At 72.9% G+C, this 24,898-nt stretch carries 23 protein-coding genes; 7 read left to right on the forward strand and 16 right to left on the reverse strand.

The genetic code is table 11. The annotated features are described in order from the left end of the window. Positions 1-129 precede the first annotated feature (129 nt). Positions 130-891: an SDR family oxidoreductase gene (locus tag ABZV78_RS18190; protein WP_355639925.1), complete on the forward strand. Its 762-nt coding sequence runs from the start codon at positions 130-132 to the stop codon at positions 889-891. Then, complete coding sequence (mug, locus tag ABZV78_RS18195) at positions 888-1,508, forward strand: G/U mismatch-specific DNA glycosylase (RefSeq protein WP_355639927.1); 621 nt, start codon at positions 888-890, stop codon at positions 1,506-1,508. The genes ABZV78_RS18190 and mug overlap by 4 nt, the downstream gene beginning before the upstream one ends. Here the strand turns inward: mug and ABZV78_RS18200 are convergent. From ABZV78_RS18200 to ABZV78_RS18210, 3 genes are all read right to left on the reverse strand, one after another. Then, positions 1,505-3,484 carry an ABC transporter ATP-binding protein gene (locus ABZV78_RS18200; RefSeq protein ID WP_355639987.1) on the reverse strand — a complete coding sequence of 660 codons (1,980 nt, stop codon included), beginning with the start codon at positions 3,482-3,484 and terminating at the stop codon, positions 1,505-1,507. The genes mug and ABZV78_RS18200 overlap by 4 nt on opposite strands. 114 nt (positions 3,485-3,598) lie before the next feature. Beyond that, complete coding sequence (locus ABZV78_RS18205; protein ID WP_355639929.1) at positions 3,599-4,366, reverse strand: enoyl-CoA hydratase/isomerase family protein; 768 nt, start codon at positions 4,364-4,366, stop codon at positions 3,599-3,601. 46 nt (positions 4,367-4,412) lie between these two features. After that, a complete protein-coding gene (locus tag ABZV78_RS18210) occupies positions 4,413-4,640 on the reverse strand; it encodes a helix-turn-helix domain-containing protein (protein ID WP_007462679.1) in 228 nt (75 codons plus the stop codon). A 213-nt stretch (positions 4,641-4,853) separates the two neighbouring features. Between ABZV78_RS18210 and ABZV78_RS18215 the strand changes: the two genes are divergently transcribed. Next, the gene (locus ABZV78_RS18215; RefSeq protein ID WP_355639930.1) at positions 4,854-5,444 is read left to right on the forward strand and encodes a cadmium resistance transporter; all 591 of its coding nucleotides are present in this window, start codon (positions 4,854-4,856) and stop codon (positions 5,442-5,444) included. 5 nt (positions 5,445-5,449) lie between these two features. On the opposite strand, the gene ABZV78_RS18220 is transcribed toward ABZV78_RS18215, so the two are convergent. Then, positions 5,450-7,057 (reverse strand): ABC-F family ATP-binding cassette domain-containing protein, encoded by a 1,608-nt coding sequence (locus ABZV78_RS18220; RefSeq protein ID WP_355639932.1) that lies wholly within the window; start codon positions 7,055-7,057, stop codon positions 5,450-5,452. A 249-nt stretch (positions 7,058-7,306) separates the two neighbouring features. On the opposite strand from ABZV78_RS18220, the gene ABZV78_RS18225 reads away from it, so the two are divergent. Next, positions 7,307-8,221: a neutral zinc metallopeptidase gene (locus tag ABZV78_RS18225; RefSeq protein ID WP_355639989.1), complete on the forward strand. Its 915-nt coding sequence runs from the start codon at positions 7,307-7,309 to the stop codon at positions 8,219-8,221. A gap of 100 nt (positions 8,222-8,321) precedes the next feature. After that, on the forward strand, positions 8,322-8,780 hold the full coding sequence (locus ABZV78_RS18230; RefSeq protein ID WP_355639934.1) for an NUDIX domain-containing protein: 459 nt from the start codon (positions 8,322-8,324) through the stop codon (positions 8,778-8,780). A 114-nt stretch (positions 8,781-8,894) separates the two neighbouring features. Here the strand turns inward: ABZV78_RS18230 and ABZV78_RS18235 are convergent, their stop codons facing one another. The 11 genes from ABZV78_RS18235 to ABZV78_RS18285 all read right to left on the reverse strand — a co-directional run bounded on the left by ABZV78_RS18235 (position 8,895) and on the right by ABZV78_RS18285 (position 21,121). After that, on the reverse strand, positions 8,895-9,557 hold the full coding sequence (locus tag ABZV78_RS18235) for an acVLRF1 family peptidyl-tRNA hydrolase (RefSeq protein ID WP_355639936.1): 663 nt from the start codon (positions 9,555-9,557) through the stop codon (positions 8,895-8,897). Positions 9,558-9,654: 97 nt separating this feature from the next. Next, positions 9,655-13,344, reverse strand: a complete 3,690-nt coding sequence (locus ABZV78_RS18240) for a M12 family metallo-peptidase (RefSeq protein WP_355639938.1) — start codon at positions 13,342-13,344, stop codon at positions 9,655-9,657. Between the two features lie 184 nt (positions 13,345-13,528). Beyond that, positions 13,529-14,152 carry a LysE family transporter gene (locus ABZV78_RS18245; protein WP_355639940.1) on the reverse strand — a complete coding sequence of 208 codons (624 nt, stop codon included), beginning with the start codon at positions 14,150-14,152 and terminating at the stop codon, positions 13,529-13,531. A 292-nt stretch (positions 14,153-14,444) separates the two neighbouring features. Beyond that, positions 14,445-14,855, reverse strand: a complete 411-nt coding sequence (locus ABZV78_RS18250; RefSeq protein ID WP_355639942.1) for a metal-sulfur cluster assembly factor — start codon at positions 14,853-14,855, stop codon at positions 14,445-14,447. Beyond that, positions 14,852-15,325 carry a Fe-S cluster assembly sulfur transfer protein SufU gene (sufU, locus tag ABZV78_RS18255; protein ID WP_355639944.1) on the reverse strand — a complete coding sequence of 158 codons (474 nt, stop codon included), beginning with the start codon at positions 15,323-15,325 and terminating at the stop codon, positions 14,852-14,854. Before sufU ends, ABZV78_RS18250 begins: the two co-directional genes overlap by 4 nt. Next, positions 15,325-16,629, reverse strand: coding sequence for a cysteine desulfurase (locus ABZV78_RS18260; RefSeq protein ID WP_355639945.1), 1,305 nt, complete (start codon positions 16,627-16,629; stop codon positions 15,325-15,327). The genes sufU and ABZV78_RS18260 overlap by 1 nt, the downstream gene beginning before the upstream one ends. Before the next feature lie 11 nt (positions 16,630-16,640). Then, positions 16,641-17,414, reverse strand: coding sequence for a Fe-S cluster assembly ATPase SufC (sufC, locus tag ABZV78_RS18265; RefSeq protein WP_355639947.1), 774 nt, complete (start codon positions 17,412-17,414; stop codon positions 16,641-16,643). Then, positions 17,414-17,740, reverse strand: a complete 327-nt coding sequence (locus ABZV78_RS18270; RefSeq protein WP_355639949.1) for a non-heme iron oxygenase ferredoxin subunit — start codon at positions 17,738-17,740, stop codon at positions 17,414-17,416. Before ABZV78_RS18270 ends, sufC begins: the two co-directional genes overlap by 1 nt. Continuing rightward, the gene (sufD, locus tag ABZV78_RS18275; RefSeq protein ID WP_355639951.1) at positions 17,740-18,882 is read right to left on the reverse strand and encodes a Fe-S cluster assembly protein SufD; all 1,143 of its coding nucleotides are present in this window, start codon (positions 18,880-18,882) and stop codon (positions 17,740-17,742) included. Before sufD ends, ABZV78_RS18270 begins: the two co-directional genes overlap by 1 nt. Positions 18,883-18,941: 59 nt before the next feature. Beyond that, complete coding sequence (sufB, locus tag ABZV78_RS18280) at positions 18,942-20,372, reverse strand: Fe-S cluster assembly protein SufB (RefSeq protein ID WP_091270091.1); 1,431 nt, start codon at positions 20,370-20,372, stop codon at positions 18,942-18,944. Next, positions 20,369-21,121: an ArsR family transcriptional regulator gene (locus ABZV78_RS18285; RefSeq protein ID WP_355639953.1), complete on the reverse strand. Its 753-nt coding sequence runs from the start codon at positions 21,119-21,121 to the stop codon at positions 20,369-20,371. The genes sufB and ABZV78_RS18285 overlap by 4 nt, the downstream gene beginning before the upstream one ends. A 98-nt stretch (positions 21,122-21,219) precedes the next feature. Between ABZV78_RS18285 and ABZV78_RS18290 the strand changes: the two genes are divergently transcribed. Together ABZV78_RS18290 and ABZV78_RS18295 are read left to right on the forward strand one after the other, a co-directional pair. After that, positions 21,220-22,191, forward strand: a complete 972-nt coding sequence (locus ABZV78_RS18290) for a COX15/CtaA family protein (RefSeq protein WP_355639955.1) — start codon at positions 21,220-21,222, stop codon at positions 22,189-22,191. Positions 22,192-22,270: 79 nt separating this feature from the next. Continuing rightward, positions 22,271-23,938: a right-handed parallel beta-helix repeat-containing protein gene (locus ABZV78_RS18295; protein WP_355639957.1), complete on the forward strand. Its 1,668-nt coding sequence runs from the start codon at positions 22,271-22,273 to the stop codon at positions 23,936-23,938. A 39-nt stretch (positions 23,939-23,977) separates the two neighbouring features. Here the strand turns inward: ABZV78_RS18295 and ABZV78_RS18300 are convergent, their stop codons facing one another. Next, positions 23,978-24,898, reverse strand: a complete 921-nt coding sequence (locus ABZV78_RS18300; protein ID WP_355639959.1) for a hypothetical protein — start codon at positions 24,896-24,898, stop codon at positions 23,978-23,980.

Consider the following 24,898-nt stretch of genomic DNA (forward strand, 5'->3'; position numbering starts at 1 on the left):
GGTGGTGGCCGGCGGCGTGGTCGGCGTGGTGCCGCCGGTGTTGACGCTCTGCGAGAACGAGTTGACCGCCAGGCCGACGCCGCCCTGCCACGGCGGCAGGCCCCTCCGCGGTACGGCAGGATCGGCCCCATGGATCTCGGACTCGCCGACCGGGTGTACGTGCTGACCGGCGCCTCGGGCGGCCTCGGTTTCGCCACCGCCGAGCAGCTCGTCGCCGACGGCGCCCGCGTGGTGATCTCGTCCCGCGACCCCGAGCGGGTGGCCGCCGCCGTCGAGGCGCTCGGCGGGCCGGAGCGGGTCATCGGGCTGACCGCGGACCTCACCGACGCGGGCACCCCGGAGCGGCTCGTCGCGGCGGCGCGCGAGCAGTTCGGCCGGCTCGACGGGGCGCTGATCTCGGTGGGCGGCCCGCCCCGGGGCACCGCCGCCCAGGTCACCGACGAGCAGTGGCGGGAGTCCTTCGAGACGGTCTTCCTGGGCAGCGTCCGCACCGCGCGCACGGTGGCCGCCGCGCTCACCGACGGGGGCGCCATCGGGCTGGTGCTGTCCACCTCGGTACGCAGCCCGCTGCCCGGGCTCGGCATCTCCAACGGCTTGCGCCCCGGCCTGGCCGGGGTGGCCAAGGACCTGGCCGACGAGCACGGTCCCCGCGGCGTACGGGTGGTCAGCCTCCTGCCGGGGCGGATCATGACCGACCGTAACCGGGAACTCCTGGCGGCCGGCGGCGACCCGGAGCGGGCCCGCGCCGAGGCGGAGGCGTCGATCCCGCTGGGCCGGATCGGCGACCCCGCCGAGTTCGGCCGGGTGGCCGCCTTCCTGCTCTCCCCCGCTGCCGGCTACGTCACCGGAGTCACCGTGCCGGTCGACGGCGGCGCGCTGCGCGGCCTGTGAGCGACCGACGCCGTCCCGCCGGCGGCCGGCCGGACCCCGCACCCGGGTCGCCGGCCCGGCGCTATCCCCGCCCCAGCAAGGAGCAGCTCGCGGCGGCCGCCGACCGGCTCCTCCCGGACGTCATCGCGCCCGGGCTGGACGTGCTCTTCGTCGGCATCAACCCGGGCCTGTGGTCGGCGGCCACCGGGTGGCACTTCGCCCGCCCGGGCAACCGGTTCTGGCCGGCGCTGCACCGGGGCGGCTTCACCCCGCGCCAGTTGCACCCGAGCGAGCAGGACGAGCTGCCCGGTCTCGGGCTGGGCATCACCAACATGGTGGCCCGGGCCAGCGCCCGCGCCGACGAGCTGACCGCCGAGGAGCTGGTCGAGGGGGCGCGGGAGCTGACCGCCAAGGTGGCGCGGTACCGGCCGCGCTGGGTGGCGGTGGTCGGGGTGACCGCGTACCGGATCGGGTTCGCCCGGCCGAAGGCGGGCTTCGGGCCGCAGCCGGAACCGCTCGCGGCGGCCCGGCTCTGGGTGCTGCCCAACCCGAGCGGGTTGAACGCGCACTTCACCCCGGAGACCCTCGGCGCGGCCTTCGGCGAGCTGCGTGCTGCCGCGGTTGCCGGCCAGGGCTAGTTGGCGGCGGCCGGGGGCAGCGCCTCCTGTGCCACGTAGGTGCCGACCGGCACGGTGACCACCGGCCCCGGCTGCTCCGGCTCCGCGTAGGGGGCCGGCGAGTCGGTGACCGCGAACTGGGTGCGGTAGAGCTCGGCGTAGAGCCCGCCCACGGCGACCAGCTCGTCGTGCCGCCCGCGCTCGACGATCCGCCCCTCGTCGAGGACGAGGATCTGGTCGGCGTCGCGGACGGTGGAGAGCCGGTGCGCGATCACCAGCGCGGTACGCCCGGTCAGCGCCACCGACAGCGCCCGCTGCACCGCCGCCTCGCTCTCCGAGTCGAGGTGCGCGGTGGCCTCGTCGAGGATCACGATCGACGGCGCCTTGAGCAGCAGCCGGGCGATGGCGATGCGTTGCTTCTCGCCGCCGGAGAAGCGGTAGCCGCGCTCGCCGACCGTGGTGTCCAGCCCGTCGGGCAGGGCGCGGACCAGGTCGGCGACCTGCGCGCCGGCCAGCGCGGCCCAGATCTCGTCGTCGGTGGCGTCCGGCTTGGCGTAGCGCAGGTTCTCGCGGATGGTCTCGTGGAACAGGTGCGAATCCTGCGTGACCACGCCGATCTCGTCGCGGAGCGAGGCGAGCGTGGCATCCCGGACGTCGACCCCGCCGACCAGCACCTGGCCGTCGCTCACGTCGTAGATCCGGGAGATCAGCATGGAGAGCGTGGACTTGCCCGCGCCCGAGGGGCCGACGAGGGCCACCATCTGCCCGGGCTCGACGGCGAACGAGACGCCCTTGAGCACCGGCTCGTTGACCGTGCGGTCGAGCGCGGCGACCTCCTCCAGCGAGGCCAGCGAGACCTCGGCCGCGCTCGGGTAGCGGAACCGCACGTCCCGGAACTCGACCCGGCCGTTGCCCCGGGGCACCGGCACGGCGGCGGGCTTCTCCTCGATGCCGGGGCGCAGGTCGAGCACCTCGAAGACCCGGTCGAAGGAGACCAGCGCGCTCATCACGTCGACCCGGACGTTGGAGAGCGCGGTGAGCGGGCCGTAGAGGCGGGTGAGCAGCAGCGCCAGCTTGACCACGGTGCCGGCGCTGACCGCGCCGGTGACGGCGAGCCAGCCGCCGAGCCCGTAGGTGAGCGCCTGGGCGAGGGAGGCGACCAGCAGCATGGCCACGAAGAAGGTGCGCGAGTACATGGCCGACTGGATGCCGATGTCGCGGACCCGCTCGGCCCGTTGGGCGAACCGGGCGGCCTCCACCTCGGGCGAGCCGAAGAGCTTGACCAGCAGGGCGCCCGCGACGCCGAACCGCTCGGTCATGGTCGCGTTCATCTTGGCGTCGAGGTTGTACGACTCGCGGGTGATCTCGGCCAGCCGCTTACCGACCCGGCGGGCCGGGATGATGAAGATGGGCAGCAGCACCAGCGCCAGCACGGTGATCTGCCAGGACAGGACGAGCATCGCCCCGGCGGTGAGCACGAGCTGGATGACGTTGCTGACCACCCCGGACAGCGTCGAGGTGAACGCCCGCTGGGCGCCCAGCACGTCGTTGTTGAGCCGGCTGACCAGGGCGCCGGTCTGGGTGCGGGTGAAGAACTGCAGCGGCATCCGCTGGACGTGGTCGTAGACCCGGGTCCGCAGGTCGAGGATGATGCCCTCGCCGATCCGGGCCGAATACCACCGCTGGGCCAGCGAGAAGAGCGCGTCGGCGACGGCCAGCGCGGCGATGATCAGGGCGAGCCGGACCACGGTGGCGCCCGCGTCGGAGCCGCCGCCGGCGATCGCGTCGATGACGTCACCCGCGAGCAGCGGGGTGGCCACCCCGATCACGGCGGCGATCACCACGGTGATCAGGAAGACGATGATGTCGCGCCGGTAGGGCCGGGCGAACGCGACGATCCGCTTGGCGGTGCCGCGCTTGAGCTGGTGGGTGGAGATCTCGTCGCGGTTGCGCATCGACCGGAGCATGCTCCAGCCGCCCATGCCGCCACCGGCCATCGGGTTGGACACTCGTCACCTCCGGGTCGTCGGCAGCCGTGGACCGTCGGGGTCAATTCTCCCGACGACTACGACAACCTCGCGAGTAACCCGGATCTTCCCGAACGGTCCTTACTATTCGCCCCGGCCGGCCAGGTCGCGGATCCGCCGGGTCTGCGCCTCCCGCTCGGCCCGCTGCTGCTCGGCGTGGGTGCGCCCGCCCGCCCCGGCGAGCAGCGCCTTGATCTCCACGATCGCGTCCCGGTTGTTGGCCAGCAGGCCGGCGGTCAGGTCGCGCACCGCGCCGTCCAGCTCCCCGGGCGGCACGACGAGGGTGGCCAGGCCGATCCGGTCCGCCTCGGCGGCGTCCATCCGGCGGCCGGTGGCGCAGATCTCCAGCGCGCGGGAGTAGCCGACCAGTTCGGCGAGGCGCTTGGTGCCGGCCAGGTCGGGGACCAGGCCGATGGTCACCTCGGCCATCGAGAGCCTGGCGTCCTCGGCGAGCACCCGCAGGTCGCAGGCGAGGGCGAGTTGGAAGCCGGCGCCGATGGCGTGGCCCTGCACGGCGGCGATCGAGATCACGTCCGGCCGGTGCAGCCAGGTGAAGCCGCCCTGGTACTCGGCGATCCGGTCGGCGCACTCCTGCTCGGGCAGGGTGGACAGCTCGGCGAAGGAGCCCGGGCCGGAGGAACCGGCGACCGAGAGGTCGAGGCCGGCGGAGAAGGCCCGCCCCTCGCCGCGCACCACGACGACACGGACGTCGCCGGGCAGATCCCGGGAGAAGTCGCTCATCGCGCGCCACATTGCCGGGGTCTGGGCGTTGAGCACGTCGGGCCGGCACAACGTCACCGTCGCGACCGGCCCGTCGCAGTCGAGTCGCACTCCGGTCGTCTCGGCGGTCACCGGACCACCCGGAGCGCGGCGCTGATGGACGACGCTGGGGGGCGGGTCACGCCTTCTTGCGGCGCCGGGCGCCGCCGCGCTGCCGCAGCTGCACCCCGGACTCGGTGAGCACCCGGTGGATGAATCCGTAGGAGCGGCCGGTCGAGGCCGCGAGCGCACGGATGCTCTCACCCGAGGTGTACCGCTTTACCAGGTCCTTGGCGAGCGTCTGGCGCTCGGCCCCGACGATCCGGCGACCCTTCTCAGTGCTGGTGGCTGTGCCGGTGGCTGCCATGCTGATTCCTCACGTCCCAGACTGTGCGGTTCGGATACGGTCCCACCTATTAGACCGCCTCGAACGATCATGCGCCAGATATCAACTATTCGCCAACCGACACGCTATGCAATGTCAGCTTCCCGATAGAGTGATCCTTCTGACCGGTCATCCGGCGTCGGCCGGCTGGATCATGAGAGGCCGACCGGCCGGCCGACCCGTACGCTCCCACGCGTGATCGAACCGCTCGCCGCGGTGGCCGCCGCCGCCGGGGTCTTCGCCGCCACCAACATCGACGACATCGTCGTGCTCACCGTGTTCTTCGTGGCGTCCCGCGGCACCGGCCGGCCCCGCCCCTGGCAGATCGTCGCCGGCCAGTACGCGGGCATCGGCGCGCTGGTCGGCGTCGCGGTGGTGGTCGCCGCCGGGCTGCTGGTGGTGCCCGACCCGTGGACCGGCCTGCTCGGGTTGCTGCCGATCGGGCTGGGTGTGCGCGCCCTGCTGACCCGCGGCGACGACGAGCCGCCGGCCGTGGTCGGCAGCCTGCTCGGCGTGGCCGGGGTGACCGTGGCCAACGGCGCCGACAACATCGCCGTCTACGTGCCGGTGTTCCGCTCGCTCAACCCGGCCACCGGCCTGGTCTGGCTGCTGGTCTTCGCCGTCCTGGTGGCCATCTGGTGCGTGGTCGCCGCCCTGCTCGGCAGCCACCCCCGGGTGGTCTCCCTGGTCGGCCGCGCCGGCCACTGGCTGGTCCCGGCCGTCTTCATCGCCCTCGGCGTGGTCATCCTGACCACCTCCGGCGTCCTCCCCCACCTGCTCCCCTGACCGGGTCAGGCCAGTTCGACCAGCTCCAGGAGGTCGTCGGACCAGGCGTCCTCGTCGCCGTCGGGGAGGAGGATGGCGCGGTCGGGCTTGAGGGCCAGCACGGCGCCCGGGTCGTGGGTGACCAGGACGATGGCGCCGGGGTAGCGGGCGATGGCGTCCAGCACCTGCTCGCGGCTGACCGGGTCGAGGTTGTTCGTCGGCTCGTCCAGCAGCAGCACGTTCGCGCCGGAGCAGACCAGGGTGGCCAGGGCCAGCCGGGTCTTCTCGCCGCCGGAGAGCACCCCGGCCGGCTTGTCCACGTCCTCGCCGGAGAAGAGGAACGCGCCGAGGATCTTGCGCAGGTCGGTGTCGGTCTGCTCCGGCGCGGCGCTGCGCATGTGCTCCAGGATGCTCCGCTCCACGTCCAGCGTCTCGTGCTCCTGGGCGTAGTAGCCGAGCCGCAGGCCGTGCCCGGGGCGCACCTCGCCGGTGTCCGGTTCGAGCAGGCCGCCGAGCATCCGCAGCAGGGTGGTCTTGCCGGCACCGTTGAGGCCCAGGATGGCCACCCGGGAGCCGCGGTCCACCGCCACGTCGACGTCGGTGAAGATCTCCAGCGACCCGTACGACTTGGACAGGCCCGAGGCGGTGAGCGGGGTCTTACCGCACGGCGCCGGCGTGGGGAAGCGCACCTTCGCCACCTTGTCGGCGACCCGGACGTCCTCCAGGCCGGACAGCAGCTTCTCGGCCCGGCGGGCCATGTTCTGCGCGGCGACGGTCTTGGTGGCCTTGGCCCGCATCTTGTCCGCCTGGGCCTTCAGCGCGCCGGCCTTCTTCTCGGCGTTGGCCCGCTCCCGGCGGCGGCGCCGCTCGTCGGTCTCCCGCGCCTCCAGGTACGCCTTCCAGCCCAGGTTGTAGACGTCGACCACCGAGCGGGTGGCGTCCAGGAACCAGACCTTGTTGACCACCGCCTCCAGCAGGGACGCGTCGTGGGAGATCACGATCAGGCCGCCCTTGTGGTTGGCGAGGAAGCCGCGCAGCCAGGTGATCGAGTCGGCGTCCAGGTGGTTGGTCGGCTCGTCGAGCAGGAGGATGCCGCCGCCGTTCTCGCCGGCGTCGCGGAACAGGATCCGGGCCAGCTCGATGCGGCGGCGCTGGCCGCCGGAGAGGGTGCCGATGGTCTGCGCCAGGGCCCGGTCGGGCAGGCCCAGGTTGGCGCAGATCCGGGCCGCCTCGGCCTCGGCCGCGTAGCCGCCCAGGGAGGCGAACTGGTCCTCCAGCGCGCCGTAGCGGCGGACCAGCTTCTCGTCGTCGGCGCCCTCGGCGAGCTTCGCCTCCAGCTCCGTCATCTGCGCCATGAGCACGTCCAGCCCGCGGGCGGAGAGCACCCGGTCCCGCCCGGTGACGTCCAGGTCACCGGTCCGCGGGTCCTGCGGCAGGTAGCCGATCGCGCTGCGCCGGTCGAGCTGCCCGGCGTACGGCTGACCCTCGCCCGCCAGCACCTTGAGGGTGGTGGTCTTGCCGGCGCCGTTGCGGCCGACCAGGCCGATCCGGTCACCCGGCTGCACCCGCAGCGTGGTGTCGGACAGCAGGATCCGGGAACCGGCGCGCAGTTCCAGGCCGGTGGCAGTGATCATTTCCGGGTACTCGCTCTCGGGGTTCGGCGAAGGGCTGACTCAGGGCACGCGAAAGCGCCGGCGGGTCATCAGTTCCCGTCGGCGCGGGGCCGTTCAGCCTTCGCAGCGCAGCACGGATCAAGTGTACCGGGCGGCCCGCGGCGGCCTCGCCGGATTACCGCGCAAGATCATCGGGTACCGAAAACCCCGTCCGGACCCGGTCCGGTACCGCAACCACCACACACGGACTAATCGGTGATCGGGGTCAACATGGAGCTGAACGAGAACGCGCGGGTCGACACCAGCCAGGTGGAGGATCGGCGAGGGTCCGGCGGAGGCGGCGGGATGGGCATCCCGATCCCGATCGGCGGCGGCCGCGGCGGGATCGTGGGCATCATCATCGCCGTCCTGGTCGCCCTCGTGGGCGGCGGCTTCGGGCTGAACGCGGCCACCAACGGCGGCGGCTCCGAGCAGGGCGACAACACCTCGCTGGAGCAGAAGTGCTCGGCGCAGGACGCGCTGGAGCAGCTCGACTGCCGCAACACCCTCTACGTCAACTCGATCCAGGCGTACTGGCGCACCGCCATGCCGGAGGTGTTCGGCGAGCAGTACAAGCCGTCGAAGACGGTGTTCTTCAGCCAGAACGTGAGCACCGGCTGCGGCGCGGCCGACTCCGGCGTCGGCCCGTTCTACTGCCCGGCGGACGACCTGGTCTACATCGACCTCACCTTCTACCGGATGCTCGCCGACCAGCTCGGCGCGGAGGGCGAGTTCGCCCAGCCGTACGTGCTGGCCCACGAGTACGGGCACCACATGCAGGACCTGCTCGGCACCGAGGCGCAGATGCGCCGCCAGCAGCAGCGCGACCCGCAGAACGCCAACACGCTCTCGGTGAAGCTGGAACTCCAGGCCGACTGCTACGCCGGCGCCTGGGCGAAGAACGCCACGGGCACCTCCGACGAGAAGGGCCAGAAGATCTTCAAGAGCATCACCGACCAGGACATCCAGCAGGCGATCGACACGGCCGAGAAGATCGGTGACGACGCGATCCAGCAGCGCTCCGGCCGGCCGGTGAACCCGGACGAGTTCACCCACGGCACCTCCGAGCAGCGCAAGCAGTGGTTCACCAAGGGCTTCTCCACCGGCGACCCGAAGGCCTGCGACACCTTCGGCGGCACCCTGTAACGCCGACCGACCGCACCCGGACCCCGGCGACCACCCCGGCGCCGGGGTCCCGTCGTGTCGGCGGGCACCAGGGCGAACCCGGCCGGGGCAGGATGTCCGGATGAGCGTCCCACCCCGGCTCCGGGTCGCCGCGTACGTCCTCCGGCGGACGCCGGACGGCCCCGAGCTGCTCGTCTTCGACCACGTCGACTTCCCCGAGGCGGGCACCCAGGTCCCGGCAGGCGGCGTCGAACCGGGCGAGACCCCGGCCGAGGCGGCCGTCCGTGAGGTCGCCGAGGAGACCGGGCTGACCGGCGTCGCGGCGGTCGCCGAGTTGGGCGTCAGCGAGTGGCCGCACCCGGTGACGGGCCAGGCCCGGCAGACCACGTACGTCCAGCTCCTCGCCACCGGAGGGACGGCCGGCACCTGGGTGCACCGGGTCGCCGGGGACGGCGAGGACGGCGGGCTGCGCTTCGCCTGCCGGTTCGTCCCGCTGCCGCTCGCCGGCCGCCTCCCCGACCACCAGGACGAGTTCCTCGACCGGATCGCCGCGGCCTGGGGGCCGTCGGCGGACGGCTGATCCAGGCCGCCGGTCAGCGGGGCGGCCGGTCCGGGTCGTCGGGGTGCGGATCAGCGGCGACCGCCTCCGTCCGCCACGACAGCCTGGAGGGCGGACCGTCGCCGATCGGTGAGGTCAGCCGGCGCCGTCGGGGGCCGGGTCGCGGATCAGGATCCGCACCGCGCGGGCGGCGGCCACCGCGCCGACCAGCACCGCGTGCCGGGGTTCGGGCACGTCGAGCAGCCGCTCCGCGCGCAGGGCGGCCAGCGGGGCCAGCCGCCGGTCGGCCAGCACGGTGTCCACGGCCCGCCGGTCTCCGCCGCCGACCACGGCCGCGAGGCTCGCCGCCTCCGGCAACAGCAGGCGTACGGCCAGCTCGGCCGCGTCGCCCAACGCCGCCTTCGCCTGGTTGTCCCGCCGCCGGGCGAACCGCTGCTGGGACCAGCCCCCGGCGGCGGTGCGCCCCTGCACGTACCGGGTGTCCACCTTGGAGACGACCAGGTCGGGGCCGTCGGCGACGCCGACCGCCACCGCGCCCTTGCGGGCCAGCAGCAGGCCCAGCCGGCGGGGCGCGCCGGCCGCGGCCACGAACCCGGGCACGTCGGCGGCGGCCGGGGCGCCGGGCGGGGTGTGCAGCTCGGCGGTGGCGCCGTCCGGGGCGGCGAGCAGCAGCCCGTACCCCTCGATCGTGGTGGTGTGCGGGCCGTGCCGGTCGGTGAAGCCCTCGACCCAGCGGGTGACACGGGCCGGGTCGACCTCGACCCACCGGCCGCCCCCGGCCGCGGGTCGGCTGCTCATGCGACGACGGTACGGCACCGGGAAGCGGCCGGATCCGACGGGGAGAAACGGAACGCGGGAGGACACCGGACCGGTGCCCTCCCGCGTCGCCCGTCGATCAGTGGACGCTGAGGTTTCCGCTGGTCAGCCTCACCTCGGCGGTGCCGGCCCCCGTCCAGTCGGACGAGAAGAGCAGCGCACCGCCCTGCCACAGGGTGATCCCGACGCTGTCGGACCGGCCGGGGGCACCGTGGTCGGTCACCGTCACGGCCAGGGTCAGCCCGTCGGCCACCACCGTCCCGGTGCGGTCGACCAGGCTGGCCCGGTAGCGCACCTGGGCCGCCCCGCCGCTGCTGGTCAGGCCGACGCCCTCGACGGCGGTGCCCCGGATCTCGTAGTTCCGGCCGCCGGACCGGAACCCGATGGTCGCGGAACCGGTCGGGCTCTTAGCGGGCTGGGCCGCCTTGGCGACCAGGTCGACGGTCACCGACGATCCGGTGGCCGCCGGGTAGCGACCGGCGGGCCGGCCCGCGGCCAGCGCACCCTCACCGGTGAGGAACGACCCGTCGGAGGCGGCCACGGTCACCTGGGCGCTGGTGCTGCCCGTGTAGTGGCCGCCGACCGTCGCGGTGACGGTGTGGCTGCCCGCGGGAAGGGTCGCCTCGCACGATGCGGATGCGCTGCTGCTGGCCGCGCCGAGCAGGTCCAGCACGCCGGTGCAGAGCGGCACGCCGCCCTCGGCGAAGGTGACCGTGGCGTTGCGGATGTCCCCCGCGGTGGTGTCCGTGGCACCGGGCAGCACCGCGCTGTCCCGGACGACGGCCCGCAGCAGGGCCCTCCCGGCGCCGTCGGTGGTCACCAGGGTGTCACCGGCCCAGCTCGCCGCCGCGTCCTCGGCGTCGACCCGGATCGTGAACGAGGTGGCCGCGACCAGGCCGGTCCCGTCGGTGACGGTGACGGTGACCGGGTAGTCGCCCGGCGCCGCGCTGGTCGCCCCGGTCACCGTCCAGCTCCGCGTACCCGGTGTCCCGGCGCCGGAGGTGGCCGAGACGGCCAGGGAGAGGCCGGCCGGCAGGCCGGCGGCGGACGCGGTCAGCTCCGCCCCGACGGTGTCCGCGTCGGTCGCGGTGACCGTGACCGTCGGCGCGAGCCCGTCGCTGTACTGGACGGCGGCCCCACCCGCCGGGGCGTCGTTCGACACCACGGGCACGGCCCGGATGGTGAGGTCGGCGTCGTTGAGGTCGAAGAAGACGTTCCCGACCGCCTCGATCCGGAGCCGCGCCTGCTTCGTCGCCACGTTCGGCAGGGTCACCGTCGCGCTGCCGGTGTTCGGAGTGCTCTCGGCCAGCACGTACGGGAAGGTCCTCCCGCCGTCGGCGGAGAGCGTGATCTTCACCTGGCCGGCGTTCACCGGCGCCGCGTCGGTGCCGGCCACGTCCCAGGTCACCGCCTGCGTGGAGCCACCGTCCAGGACGGCGGCGGAACCCTGCGAGGTGACCAGGAACGGCCCGGTGTCCGGCGCCAGCACCACCGCGACGTCGGCGCTGCCGACGCCGCCGCCACCCGGACGGCCGTCCCGGGCGGTCAGCTTGAAGTGCATGGTCCGGTCGTTGGTGAACCCGACCCAGTCCCGGGTGGGCAGGAACTCCGAGTAGCAGTCGACGAGCTCCGGCAGCACGTTGGTGGCGCCACCGCTGGTCGGCGGCGCCGGCGCGGCCGGGCAGGCGCCCGTCTTGGCGTTCGTGTTGCCCGCCAGGATCTGCGGCAGGTCCGGGAAGACCCGGGTCGGGTCGGTGTCGACCGCGTTCAGGCCGGGCGAGTGGTACTTCAGGGTGTCGCTCGGCGAGACGTACGCGGCCGTGCCGAAGACCCGGAACAGCGGGCCGTTGACCTTGGTGTTGTTCACCAGCGCGGTGCCGGTGGCGCCCCCCCGGTCGTTCTGCTCCCACATGTACGTCACGGTGTCGCCGTCCGAGTCGGTGGCGCTGCCGGACAACGCGAACGGGGTGCGTACCGGGATGGTGACGGTGTCCGGCACGGTGACCACCGGAGCGTGGTTCGCGGTCTCCTCGACCAGGAAGCCGCCGTTGTCGATGGCGCCGCCCTTGGCGGTCTCACCGACGAACCCGGACGCGCCGGAGAGGCCCGCCAGGGCGAGCGGGGCGACGTTGGTCGCGGCCAGCGTGCCACCGAAGGTGACCTGGAAACCGGTGTCGTTGAGCAGGCCGGTGCCGCCGAAGGCGGCCACGGTGACCGTCGCACCGGCCGGCCAGCCGGCGATCGCCTCGACGGCCGCCTTGATGCCGGCCGTGCTGTAGTTGGCGCCCCGCACGATCGGCGCGGACTCGACGCCGTTCCAGGACACGGTGAACGAGTCGCCGTCCGTGTCGAGGTCGCGCAGCGAGACCGTCTGCACCTCGTTGATCGCCGGGCGGCTGGCGGTGACGTAGTTGGTGATCTCGGTGTAGCTGCGGTGCGACCAGTACGGGTCGCTGTGCGGCTGGAGGTTGTCCTGCTGGCAGATCCCGGCGTAGGCCATGATGGAGGATCCGCTGCCCGGCTCGTACGAGTTGGCCCCGCTCCGGTTGCCACCCGAGCAGTTCCACTGGTTGCCGTTGAAGGTGTGGTTGCCGGCGAACTGGTGGCCCATCTCGTGCGCCACGTAGTCCACCGCGTAGAAATCACCGACCGGTGTCGGCAGGCCGGTGCAGCCCTGGGCCTTGCCGTTGCCGCCGATGACGCCGAGGCTGGCCACGCCGCCGCCGTTCACGCCGAGGCCGACGTGGCCCACGTCGTAGTTGGTCGCGCCGACGAGTTGGCCGAGCACGATCCGGTTGCGGCTGAGCGTGCCGCCGCCGCAGGAGCTGAGCTGGGCCGGGGTGAAGCACGCCGCCGCGCCGCACGGGCCGTTGGGTTCGGTGGCCAGCGCGGGGGTGTTGAGGTTGGTCTTCTCCGTGTCGTTGATCAGCACGAGCCGGATCGCGGTCTCGTCCTCGTAGATCTGGGTGACCCGGTTCATCAGCGTGACCTTGGCCGCGGTGACGTTCTCCGCGCCGAAGAAGGTGGCGTAGGAGGGGTCGGTCACCAGCGCCACCCGGTAGGTGCGCAGCTTCACCACCGGTCCGGTGGGGACCTCGGTGGGCGCCACGCCCACCTCGCCCTCGAGGGCCTGGGCGGCCGCCATGACATCCTCGCGCTCGACGAGGTCGCCGTGCGGGTTCTCCAGGTCGCGGGCGAAGTAGCTCGCGTAGAGGCTCTGGTCCAGGTGGTAGTAGGGGTCGACGTACCAGTTGCCGGCCGCCGAGCGGACCGAGGCGTGGAAGCCGAGCGGAGTCAGGTCCGCGCGCACGGTCGCGGTCGGGTCGTCGAGGCCCCGACCGGCGTACGTGCTGATCTCCGGGTGCGCCGCGGCCAGGCCGGCTTCCATCACGGGCGAGTCCACCAGCTCGAACCGCTGGAACGTCCCGTCCGGCGCGGGCAGCGTCACGCCCTGGGCCGGCGCGCGGAGGGCCCGGTTCCGCTCCGGCGGCGCCTTGTCGAGGACGCCCTTCATGCTCTTCCGGTCCAGGGTGTACGTGGTCAGCCGCTCGGCGTGCACGGTCGCCTTCCGGCCGGCCTTGGTCGGCGCGGGCTTACCGTCCACCTTGTGCCACGGGCCCCCGGCGGGCGGGGCCGCGCCGGCCGGGGCCGGGGCCGCCAGCGCGGGCAGCACCGCCGCCGCCAGCGCGGCGACCAGGAGGCCCGCGATCCGCCCGCGTCGCGCCCGACGGTCTGTCGACCGGCGCGGTCGTACCAGAGTGATCCTCAAGTCGTCGTCCCCCTGCTCGGTGAGGAGTGGGTGGAGCCGCCCACGCTCCCGGATCCACGGGGCGTACGCGGATGATCCACGGATGGTCAGAAACCCTAGGCGGACGAGGGATCCTCGACATCAGCCGGACAGGTGGCACTCCTGACAGGACGGCGGCCGCTGGCAGCCATCGATGCGCTGCGGGTCAGCCCAGCAGCGTGACGACGGCGAGCGCGGCGATGATCGCGCTGGACGCCAGGGCGGTCACCAGACGACCCCGGGGGCCGGTGAGGACCCGACCGACCAGGGTGCCGCCGCCGGCGATCAGCAACTGCCAACTGGCCGAGGCGAGGAAGGCGCCGAGCACGAAGAGCGCCGCACCCACGGGGTCCCGGCCGGTCGCGTCGTTGCGGCCGAGGACGAGCGCGGCGAAGTAGATGACGGTGGCCGGATTGAGCAGGGTCAGGGCCAGAATGCCGCCGAACGCCCGCCCCGCGGTGTCGAGGCCACGGTTGACGGCGGCGGCCCTGGCCGCGGCGCGGGACCGCAGCGCCCGCCACGCGCCGTGCGCGGCAAGGGCGAACAGCACCGCCGCGGCCACCAGCCGCAGCGGTTCGGCGACCGGCGCGATCACGGCGGCGACGGCGGCGCCGCCCAGTACCGCCACCGCCGCGTAGAGGCCGTCTGCGGTGGCCACCCCGAGCGCGGCGGCCGCGCCGACCCGGAAGGAGGTCCGGGCGCTGAGCCCGAGGATGAGGATCGCGATCGCGCCGACCGGCACGGCGACGCCGTAGCCGGCCACCAGACCGGCGAGGAACGCCCCGGTCACGACGGTGGGCGGCGGGTCGAGGCGGCCGGCGGCAGGATGCGCTGTCGACGCGCGGCGGTGGCCGCACGGACAGGAACCTGCTTCGGGTACGCCTCGATCACCGGCCCATCCTGCACCCCACTCCCCCACCCCGCCACCCGTTTTTCGGTGGGGTGGCGGTGCGAGCGGCCCGGCAGAGACCTTGGACGGAAATGGCCCCGGTAGGGGCCGGTTGGCACCAAGATCTCAGCCCGCCGAGACGGGTCGAGCGCGACACCCGCAGGGTGTCGCGCTCGACCGGGACCGGGGACGGTCAGACGTTGAAGCCGAGGGAGCGGAGCTGGTCGCGGCCCTCGTCGGTGATCTTGTCGGGACCCCACGGCGGCAGCCAGACCCAGTTGATCCGGATGTCGCTGACCAGTCCGCCGCCCGGGCCGGTGGTCAGCGCCTGCCGGGCCTGGTCCTCGATCACGTCGGTCAGCGGGCAGGCCGCCGAGGTCAGCGTCATGTCCAGGGTGGCCACGTTCTGGTCGTCGACGTGGACGCCGTACACCAGGCCGAGGTCGACCACGTTGATGCCCAGCTCGGGGTCGACCACGTCCTTCATGGCCTCCTCGATGTCATCGATCACGGCCTTGCCGCCGGCCGGCGCACCGTTCGCCGCCGCGCTGTCGGTCGCCACCGCGCCGGTCTCCGGCGTCGAGGCGGTCTCTTCGCTGCTCATGCCTTCACCTCCGGGCTCACGCCCACCCCGGCGCGTGCCGCGGCGTCCTTGAACGCCATCCACGACAGCAGCGCGCACTTGACCCGGGCCGGGTAGCGCGCGACACCCGCGAACGCCACCCCGTCTCCGAGCACCTCCTCGTCCGGCGTGACCTGGCCACGCCCGGACATCAACTCCACGAACGCCTCGTGCACCGCGCCGGCGTCGTCCGCGGCCCGGCCGCGCAGCAGCTCGTGCAGCACGCTGGCCGACGCCTGGCTGATCGAGCAGCCCATCCCGTCGTACGAGATGTCGGTGAACACCTTGCCGTCGGTGGCCACCCGCACGGTGATCTCGTCGCCGCAGGTCGGGTTGACGTGGTGCGCCTCGCCGACCCGGGCGGCCGGGTCCGTCGCGTCCCGCAGGCCACGGCCGTGCGGGTGCTTGTAGTGGTCCAGGATGATCTCCTGGTAGAGCTGGTCGAGCTGCATCAGTCGAACACCTTCCGCACCTGCTCGAGACCGGCCACCAGCGCGTCGATCTCCTCGGTCGTGGTGTACAGGTAGAACGACGCCCGGGTGGTGGCCGGCACGCCGAACCGGGTGCACACCGGCTTGGCGCAGTGGTGCCCCACCCGGACCTGCACGCCGAGCGAGTCGAGCACCTGCCCGACGTCGTGCGGGTGCACGTCGCCGAGCGCGAACGAGATCGTCCCGCCCCGGCCGACCGGCACGTTCGGGCCGAAGATCCGCAGCCCGGGCACGGTGGCGAGGGCGTCCAGCGCGTACGCCGTCAGCTCCTTCTCGTGCCACTGGATGGCCTGCATCCCGACCCCGGTGAGGTAGTCGACCGCCGCGCCGAGCGCGACCGCCTCGGCGATCGGCGGGGTGCCCGCCTCGAACCGGGCCGGCGGCGCGGCGAACGTGGAGCGCGCCATCGACACGGTCTCGATCATCGAGCCGCCGCCGAACACCGGGGGCATCGCGGCGAGCAGTTCGCCCCGGCCCCAGAGCACGCCGATGCCGGTCGGACCGCACATCTTGTGGCCGGTGAAGACGATGAAGTCGGCGTCGTAGTCGACCACGTCCATCGGCATGTGCGGCACCGACTGCGAGCAGTCGAGCAGCAGCAGGGCGCCCACCTCCCGGACCCGCTGGGTGATCCGCGAGGTGGCGTTGACCGTGCCGAGGATGTTGGACATGTGCACCAGCGAGACGATCTTCGTCCGCTCGGTGACCAGGTCGTCCAGCCCGGACTCGTCGAGCCGGCCGTGGTCGGTGACCGGGAACCAGCGCAGGGTCGCGCCGGTCCGCTCCGCGAGGAGCTGCCACGGGACGATGTTCGAGTGGTGCTCCATCTCGGAGATGACGATCTCGTCACCCGGCCCGATCCGGAACCGCGGGTCGGCGTCCGGGCGCAGCGAGGCGTTGGAGAACGCGTACGCCACCAGGTTGATCGCCTCGGTGGAGTTCTTGGTGAAGACCACCTCGTCGACGCTGGGCGCGTTGATGAAGGCGGCGATCTTCGCCCGGGCCCCCTCGTACGCCTCGGTCGCCTCGGTGCCCAGCGTGTGCACCGAGCGGGACACGTTGGCGTTGTGCCGCGCGTAGTGCTCGGCGAGCACGTCGAGCACCTGCCGCGGCTTGTGCGAGGTGTTGGCGCTGTCGAGGTAGACCAGCGGGTGCCCGTTGACCTCCCGGTCCAGGATCGGGAAGTCGGCCCGCACCTTGGCCACGTCGTAACGCGGCACGTCGTCGTACTGCGGCATGCCCGACGGGATCGCGATCGAGGTCATCGGGTGCCCGCTCAGGCCCGCGCCGAGCCGGCCCCGGCGACGTACCGCTCGTAGCCCTCTTCCTCGAGCTTGTCGGCCAGCTCCGGGCCGCCCTGCTCGACGATCCGGCCGGCCACGAAGACGTGCACGAAGTCGGGCTTGATGTAGCGCAGGATCCGGGTGTAGTGGGTGATCAGCAGCAGGCCGGTGTCGCCGGTGTCGCGCACCCGGTTGACGCCCTCGCTGACCACGCGCAGCGCGTCCACGTCGAGGCCGGAGTCGGTCTCGTCGAGGATGGCCATCTTCGGCTTGAGCAGCTCGAGCTGCACGATCTCGTGCCGCTTCTTCTCGCCGCCGGAGAAGCCCTCGTTGACGTTGCGCTGGGCGAACGCCGGGTCCATCTGGAGCTTCTCCATGGCGCCGCGCAGCTCGCCGGCCCAGGTGCGCAGCTTCGGCGCCTCGCCGTCGATGGCGGTCTTGGCGGTGCGCAGGAAGTTGGCCACCGAGACGCCGGGGACCTCGACCGGGTACTGCATGGCCAGGAAGAGGCCGGCGCGGGCCCGCTCGTCGACGGACATGGCCAGCACGTCCTCGCCGTCGAGGGTCACCGAGCCGCCGGTGATCTCGTACTTGGGGTGGCCGGCGATCGAGTACGCCAGGGTCGACTTGCCGGAGCCGTTCGGGCCCATGATCGCGTGGGTTTGACCCGAATTAACCGCCAGGTCTACCCCATGCAGGATCGGCTTGAGCTCACCCTCGGGCAGCTTGACCGACACCTTCAGGTCGCGGATCTCCAGGGTGCTCATTATCGGGTCACTCCATTGCTCGGCGTCAGGCTGACGTAGATGTCGCCGTCGCGGACTTCGACGGGGTAGACGGGAACGGGTTCGGTCGCGGGCAGCCCGGTGGGCTCGCCGGTCCGTAGGTCGAAACGGGATCCGTGCAGCCAGCATTCCAGCGTGCACCCGTCGACCTCGCCCTCGGAGAGGGCCACGGCGGCGTGCGAGCACTCGTCGTAGACGGCGTAGAAGACGTCGTCCTCGCCGTGCACGACGGCGATCTGGGTGCCGTCGACGTCGGCGCTGATCGCGGTGCCCTTGGGCACGTCCTCCGTGGAGCAGATCTTGATCATCAGGCCCCGGCCTTGGCGAGGCGGGCCTCGATCGCGTCGCCGAGCCGCTCGCGCAGCTCCTCGACCGGGATCTTGTTGATCAGCTCGGCGAAGAAGCCGCGGACCACCAGGCGGCGGGCCTCGCCCTCCGGGATGCCCCGGGCCATCAGGTAGAAGAGCTGCTCGTCGTCGAAGCGGCCGGTCGCGCTCGCGTGCCCGGCGCCGGCGATCTCGCCGGTCTCGATCTCCAGGTTGGGCACCGAGTCCGCCCGGGCGCCGTCGGTGAGCAGCAGGTTCCGGTTGATCTCGTAGGTGTCCGTGCCGGTCGCCTCGGCCCGGATCAGCACGTCACCCACCCAGACGGTGTGCGCGCTGTCGCCCTGGAGGGCGCCCCGGTAGCCGACGTAGCTGCGGCAGTCCGGCACGGTGTGGTCGACCAGCTGCCGGTGCTCCAGGTGCTGGCCGGAGTCGGCGAAGTAGAGGCCGTACAGCTCGGCCTCGCCGCCGCGCTGGGTGTATTCCACCGAGGTGTACTGCCGGACCAGGTCGCCGCCGAGGCTGACCTGGACGTGCACCACCTTGGCGTCGCGGCCCAGCTTCACCTTGAGGTGCTGCGCCTGCACCGCGTCGTCGGCCCAATCGGCGATGGTGACCAGCGTCAGCTTGGCGCCGTCGCCCACCGACACCTCGACGTTGTCGGCCAGGGTGGCGGACCCGACGTGCTCCAGCACCAGGGTCACCTCGGCGAACCGGCCCACCTCGACGAAGGTGTGGCCGAGGGCGACCGCCTCGGCGCCGCCGCCGACCACCCGCAGGCTCACCGGCGCCTCGACCACCGCGTCCCGGGCGACCTGCACCAGCAGCGCCTCGTCGACCCCGCCGTACGCCAGCGCGCTGACCCGGTCGAACGGGGTGAGCACGCTGCCCACCCGCGGGTCGTCCTTGCCGATCCGGCCGACGGTGACGCCCGCGGGCAGGTCGCCGTGCTCGTGGCGGACCGTGCCGGTCGCGGCCTGCGCCCCACCGACCAGGCCGCGCAGGCGCTTGAGCGGGGTGAAGCGCCACTCCTCCTCCAGGCCCGTGAGGGCCGGGAAGTCGGCGACGTCGTACGAGCGGAGCGCCTGCGACTTGGTCGCGGGCGGCGCGGAAGCCTGGGTAGTCATCTCTTCCTTGGTCTGTTCTGGCGACGGCGGTGTCAGGTGAACCGGAGAGTGGGCCGGCGTCAGCCGACCGCACCCTCCATCTGCAGCTCGATCAGGCGGTTGAGCTCCAGCGCGTACTCCATCGGAAGCTCCTTGGCGATCGGCTCGATGAAGCCGCGCACGATCATCGCCATCGCCTCGTCCTCGCTCAGGCCCCGGCTCATCAGGTAGAAGAGCTGGTCGTCGCTGATCTTGGAGACGGTCGCCTCGTGCCCCATCGACACGTCGTCCTCGCGGATGTCGACGTACGGGTAGGTGTCGGAGCGGGAGATGGTGTCGACCAGCAGCGCGTCGCACTTGACCGTGCTCCGGCTGCTGTGCGAACCCTCCAGCACCTGCACGAGGCCCCGGTAGGAGGTGCGGCCGCCGCCCCGGGCGATCGACTTCGACACGATGGTCGAGGAGGTGTGCGGCGCGGCGTGCACCATCTTGGCGCCCGCGTCCTGGTGCTGGCCCTCGCCGGCCATGGCCACCGAGAGCACCTCGCCCTTGGCGTGCTCGCCGGTCATGTAGACCGCCGGGTACTTCATGGTGACCTTGGAGCCGATGTTGCCGTCGACCCACTCCATGGTGGCGCCCTCGTGGCAGACGGCGCGCTTGGTGACCAGGTTGTAGACGTTGTTCGACCAGTTCTGGATGGTCGTGTAGCGGCACCGCGCGTTCTTCTTGACGATGATCTCCACGACCGCGCTGTGCAGCGAGTCGGAGGAGTAGAGCGGCGCGGTGCAGCCCTCGACGTAGTGCACGTACGCACCCTCGTCGACGATGATCAGCGTCCGCTCGAACTGGCCCATGTTCTCCGTGTTGATCCGGAAGTAGGCCTGCAGCGGGATCTCCACGTGCACGCCCTTCGGCACGTAGATGAACGAGCCACCGGACCAGACGGAGGTGTTCAGCGCGGCGAACTTGTTGTCGCCGACCGGGATCACCGTGCCGAAGTACTCCTTGAAGATGTCCTCGTGCTCGCGCAGCGCGGTGTCGGTGTCGAGGAAGATGACACCCTGCTCCTCGAGGTCCTCACGGATCTTGTGGTAGACGACCTCGGACTCGTACTGCGCCGCGACGCCGGCGACCAGCCGCTGCTTCTCCGCCTCGGGGATGCCCAGCCGGTCGTAGGTGTTCTTGATGTCCTCGGGCAGGTCCTCCCAGCTGGTGGCCTGCTTCTCGGTGGACCGCACGAAGTACTTGATGTTGTCGAAGTCGATCCCGGTGAGGTCCGCGCCCCAGGCCGGCATCGGCTTGCGGTCGAACAGCCGCAGGCCCTTCAGGCGCAGGTCGAGCATCCAGGCCGGCTCGTTCTTCTTGGCCGAGATGTCCCGCACCACCGCCTCGTTGAGGCCGCGCTGGGCGGACGCCCCCGCGACGTCGGGGTCGGCCCAGCCGTACTCGTAGCGGCCCAGGGCGGCAAGCTGCTCCTCCTGGGTCAGGGGCTGGACGATCTGCTCGGTCATCTATCTGTCCTCACAGTGGTGACGGTGTTACCGGACTGGGCACGCGGCTGGGTGGGGATGTGCGTGGTGCACACCCCGTCGCCGTGCGCGATGGTGGCCAGGCGCTGCACGTGGGTGCCGACCAGACGGGAGATCACCGCGGTCTCGGCCTCGCACAGCTGGGGGAACTCGGCGGCCACGTGCGCCACCGGGCAGTGGTGCTGGCACAGCTGGCCGCCGGAGGCGATCGTGGACGCGTTGGCAGCGTAGCCCTCGGCGGTCAGCGCCCCGGCGAGCGCCTCCGCCCGGGCGAGCGGGTCGTCGCCGGCGTCCTCCATGGCGGCGCGGCAGCGCTCCTCCAGGGCGGTCACCTGCTCGGCGGCGAACGCCTCGACGGCCCGCGAGCCGCCGGCGCGGGCGATCCAGCGCAGCGCGGCGGTGGCGATGTTGTCGTAGTGGTGGGTGCCGCAGCGCACCCGGGCCGCCTCGGTCAGCACGAAGACCTTGGCCGGTCGGCCCCGGCCCCGGCTGCCCCGCACGACCTGCTCGCGGGCCTCCACGTCGCCCTCGGCGAGCATCGCGTCGAGGTGCCGGCGGATCGCGGCCGGGCTGAGCCCGAGCGCCGAGCCGAGCTGGGCGGCGGTGGTCGCCCCCTGCTCCAGCAGCAGCTGGGTCACCCGGTCGCGGGTGGAAAGATCGGTGGACGCGGCGGGGCCGACGACCGGAATGGTCGCCTGCTGGTGCCCCGAGGGCGCCGCCGCGTTTTTCACAACGCCAACGTTACGTAATTCGCCGGAGGCCCGCAAACCCGGGGTCCGGTGATCCCGACCACCGGTGCGGCGGAGTCACCCGATCGGGATCCACTACGGTGCGTAGGATTCGCTCCGTGAAGGCTTCCGTCCGGTTCCCGGTCTCCCCCACGCTGCTGCGCCGCCTCGCGTACACCTCGATCATCGCGAACGTGGCGATCGTGGTCACCGGCGGGGCCGTCCGGCTCACCGCGTCCGGTCTCGGCTGCCCCACCTGGCCGCGGTGCACCGACGAGTCGTACCACACCACGGCCGAGATGGGCGTGCACGGGGTGATCGAGTTCGGCAACCGGCTGCTCACCTTCGCGGTGGGGGTCATCGCGCTGGCCGTGGTGCTCGCCGTGCTGGCCCAGCGGCCCCGCCCCCGCGGCCTGCTGCCGCTGGCGATCGGCGTGCTCTTCGGCATCCCCGCCCAGGCGGTGATCGGCGGCATCACCGTGCTCACCAACCTCAACCCCTGGGTGGTCGGGCTGCACTTCCTCGCCTCGATGGTGGTGATCGCCGCCGCGTACGCGCTCTGGCGGCGCACCGGCGAGCCGGACGGGCCGGTCCGCCCGACCGTGCCGGCGCCGCTGCGTACCCTCGCCTGGCTCGCCACCGTGGTCAGCGCGGCCGTGCTGGTGGTCGGCACCTGGGTGACCGGCAGCGGGCCGCACGCGGGCGACCAGGGTGCGGCCCGCAACGGCCTGGACCCGGAGGCGATCTCCCAGGTGCACGCCGACGGGGTGTTCCTGCTGATCGGCCTCTCGGTGGCGCTGCTCTTCGCGTTCCGCGCGGTGGGCGCCGCCCGGGCCGCCCGGGCCGCCGGGGTGCTGGTCGCCGTCGAGCTGGGCCAGGGCCTGATCGGCTTCGTGCAGTACTTCACCCACCTGCCCGCGGTGCTGGTCGCCGCGCACATGCTCGGCTCCTGCCTGGTGCTGCTGGCCACCCTGGGCGTGCTCTGGGCCACCCGGGAGCGGCGCCCGGCCACCCCGCCGGCCCCGACCACCGCGGCGACCCCGGCCGACCAGCCGGTCACCGCCGCCGCCTGAGGCCGCCCCGGCGTTACCCCCCCGCCGGCAGCGGGAATGCGGTCCGCGCCACGGACCGTCCGCCCGAGGGGAGCCGCCGGTGTCGCGCAAGGGCCTGTCCACGACCGTCCCGCAGCGGCTGACACCGGTGGCCGGCGCGCCGCTGTGGTGCGACGCCCACGACTTCGGGGTCACCGGCGACGGCGTGACCAACGACCAGCCCGCGCTGGCCGCCCTCGTGGACCGGCTGGGCGAGGGCTACGAGGCCGACGGCCGGGCCCGGGTGATCTACTGCCCGCCGGGCATCTACTCGATCCGGGACGCCGGCACCGTCTGGCGCAGCGGGGTGTCGCTGATCGGCGCGGGGTCGGCGGCCACCCGGTTCCTGCTCAGCAACGAGGGCAACCGGAACGATCCCGTCCCGCTGGCGTTCTGGACCACCGTGCAGCACGGCGCGGACCGGGACCGGCACATCGCCGACTGCACCTTCGCCGACTTCGAGATCGACGGCTCCGGCGTCGGCATGACCCAGTACAACTACCTGGCCAAGGGCCTCGGCCTCCAGTACGTGGTGCGCGGCGTGTTCCGCAACCTCTACATCCACCACACCGGGGCGACCGGCCTGGGCTGCGACTTCCTCCAGGACGGCCTGATCGACGGGGTGGTCGTGGTGGGCTGCGGCCGGCTGGACAACGGCGAGCAGATGGGCGGCGCGGGCATCGGCGTCGGCATCGGCGGCTGGGGCGACGTGGAGCGGCTCACCATCGCCAACTGCACCACGGTGGGCAACGGGACCAACGGGATCTTCCTGGAGCTGCAGAAGGACTACTGGCCGCCCCCGCGCGGCTTCCGCATCGTCGGCTGCCACAGCCAGGCGAACCGGTTCGGCATCTCCGACTGGGGGGCCGACGGGCTGATCGTCTCGGCCTGCACCCTGACGAACAACCTGGAGGCGGGTTTCGACGTCTCCGCCAACGGCACGGCCGGGATCGCCGGCCGCGGCGGGCTGCTGACCGACTGCGTGATCGACCGCAACGTGGGCGACGGGATCAGCATGGGCAACACCCCCGGTCCGTACGTGATCCGGGGCAACCGGATCAGCCGTAACGGCGGCTACGGCTACCACGAGCACGACCTGGGCCACGGCTACCGGGGCCCTGCGGAGGACGTGGTGATCCAGGGGAACCACATCTGGGAGAACGCGCTGGACGGGATCCGGATCGACCGGCCGATGATCGACGCCGCCGTGGTGGACAACCGGATCCGGGACAACGGGCGCCGGTCCGCGCCGGAGTGCCGCGGTTCCGGCGCGACCGTGCGGTACGCCCCGCGCCGGGTCACCGACGGGGCGGCGGACTGGCCGCCGGGCGGGCACCGGGGCAAGATCCTGCGGGTCGACTCGCGGACCGCGGTGGTGGCCGACAACACCGACACGGAGCTGTCCCTGGCCGAGGTGCGGCCCGACGGGGCGACCGGCTGGAACGAGGCCACCCCGGCGCCCGGCACGCCGTACGAGCTGCCGGCCGGGCCGCCGGAGCGCGCCGGGATCGCGGTCAACGCCCCGTTCGACTCGGCCACGGTGCGGGGCAACCGGATCTGGCACCGGGACGAGCACACCCAGACCTACGGGCTCTGGATCACCGGCGCGGGCAGTTGCGTCTCCTGCCGGGTGGAGGACAACGACCTCGCCGGGAACGAGGCCGCCGTCCGGCTGGACACCCCGCCGATCGGTGGCCGGTGGGAGCGCAACCACTCCGACGGTGAGTGACGCCGGCCCCGGCCCGCTCGACGCGGGCCGGGACGCGGGTCAGGACCGCCGGGCCAGGTGGGCGGCGACCGCCCCGGCGAGCCGGTCCGCGGCGCCGTCGGCGTAGCCGACGAACAGGCTCGGCTCGGTCAGCTCCAGCTCGACCAGGACGGGCGCACCGTCCGGGCCGGGGATCAGGTCCACCCGGGCGTAGAGCAGCCGGTCGGTGCCGCCGGGCACGACGGCCAGGGTCTTCTCCGCCGTGTCGAGCTGCTCCGGGGTGGCCGTCCGGGCGTCGATCCGCTCCTCCTTGTAGAGCTCGGCCACGCCGCGGTCGGGGCCGGTCAGCATCGGCCCCTTGCGGATCGCGTGGCTGAACGCCAGGCCGTCCGGCCCGGCCAGGAAGAGCAGCGCGGTCTCCCCGGCGGTGTCCACGGCCGCCAGGTACGGCTGGACCATGGTGACCCGTCCGGCGGCGGAGAGCCGCCGGACGTGGGCCACGGCCAACTCCCGGTGCTCCGGGTCGGCCAGGTCGTAGCGGCCGGTGTCCTGGCTGCCGGCGCTGACCGCCGGCTTGATCACGTACTCCCCGGTATCGGCGGGCGGGGCCCAGTCGGCGCCGGGCTCGACCCAGGCGGTCGGCACGGTGCGCACCCCGGCCGCCGAGAGCTCGGCCAGGTAGCGCTTGTCGGTGTTCCAGGCGACCACGTCGGCCGGGTTGACCAGGGCGGGCACCGTCCGCGCCCAGGCGACGAACTCGTCGTGGCGCAGCGCGTAGTCCCACGGCGAGCGGAGCACGACCAGGTCGTAGCGGGACCAGTCGACGGCCGGGTCGTCCCAGACCACCGCCTCGGCGGCGACGCCGCGGGCGGCGAGCGGGTCGAGCGCGAGCCGGTCGTCCGGGTCGAGGTCGGGCAGTGCCTTGCAGGTGACGAGAGCGACCCGGGGTTTCCCCCGGGTCGACTGGTGGTGGTTGGTCAA

The sequence above is a fragment of the Micromonospora sp. NPDC004540 genome, from assembly GCF_040610095.1.
In the GTDB taxonomy this organism is placed as follows: domain Bacteria; phylum Actinomycetota; class Actinomycetes; order Mycobacteriales; family Micromonosporaceae; genus Micromonospora.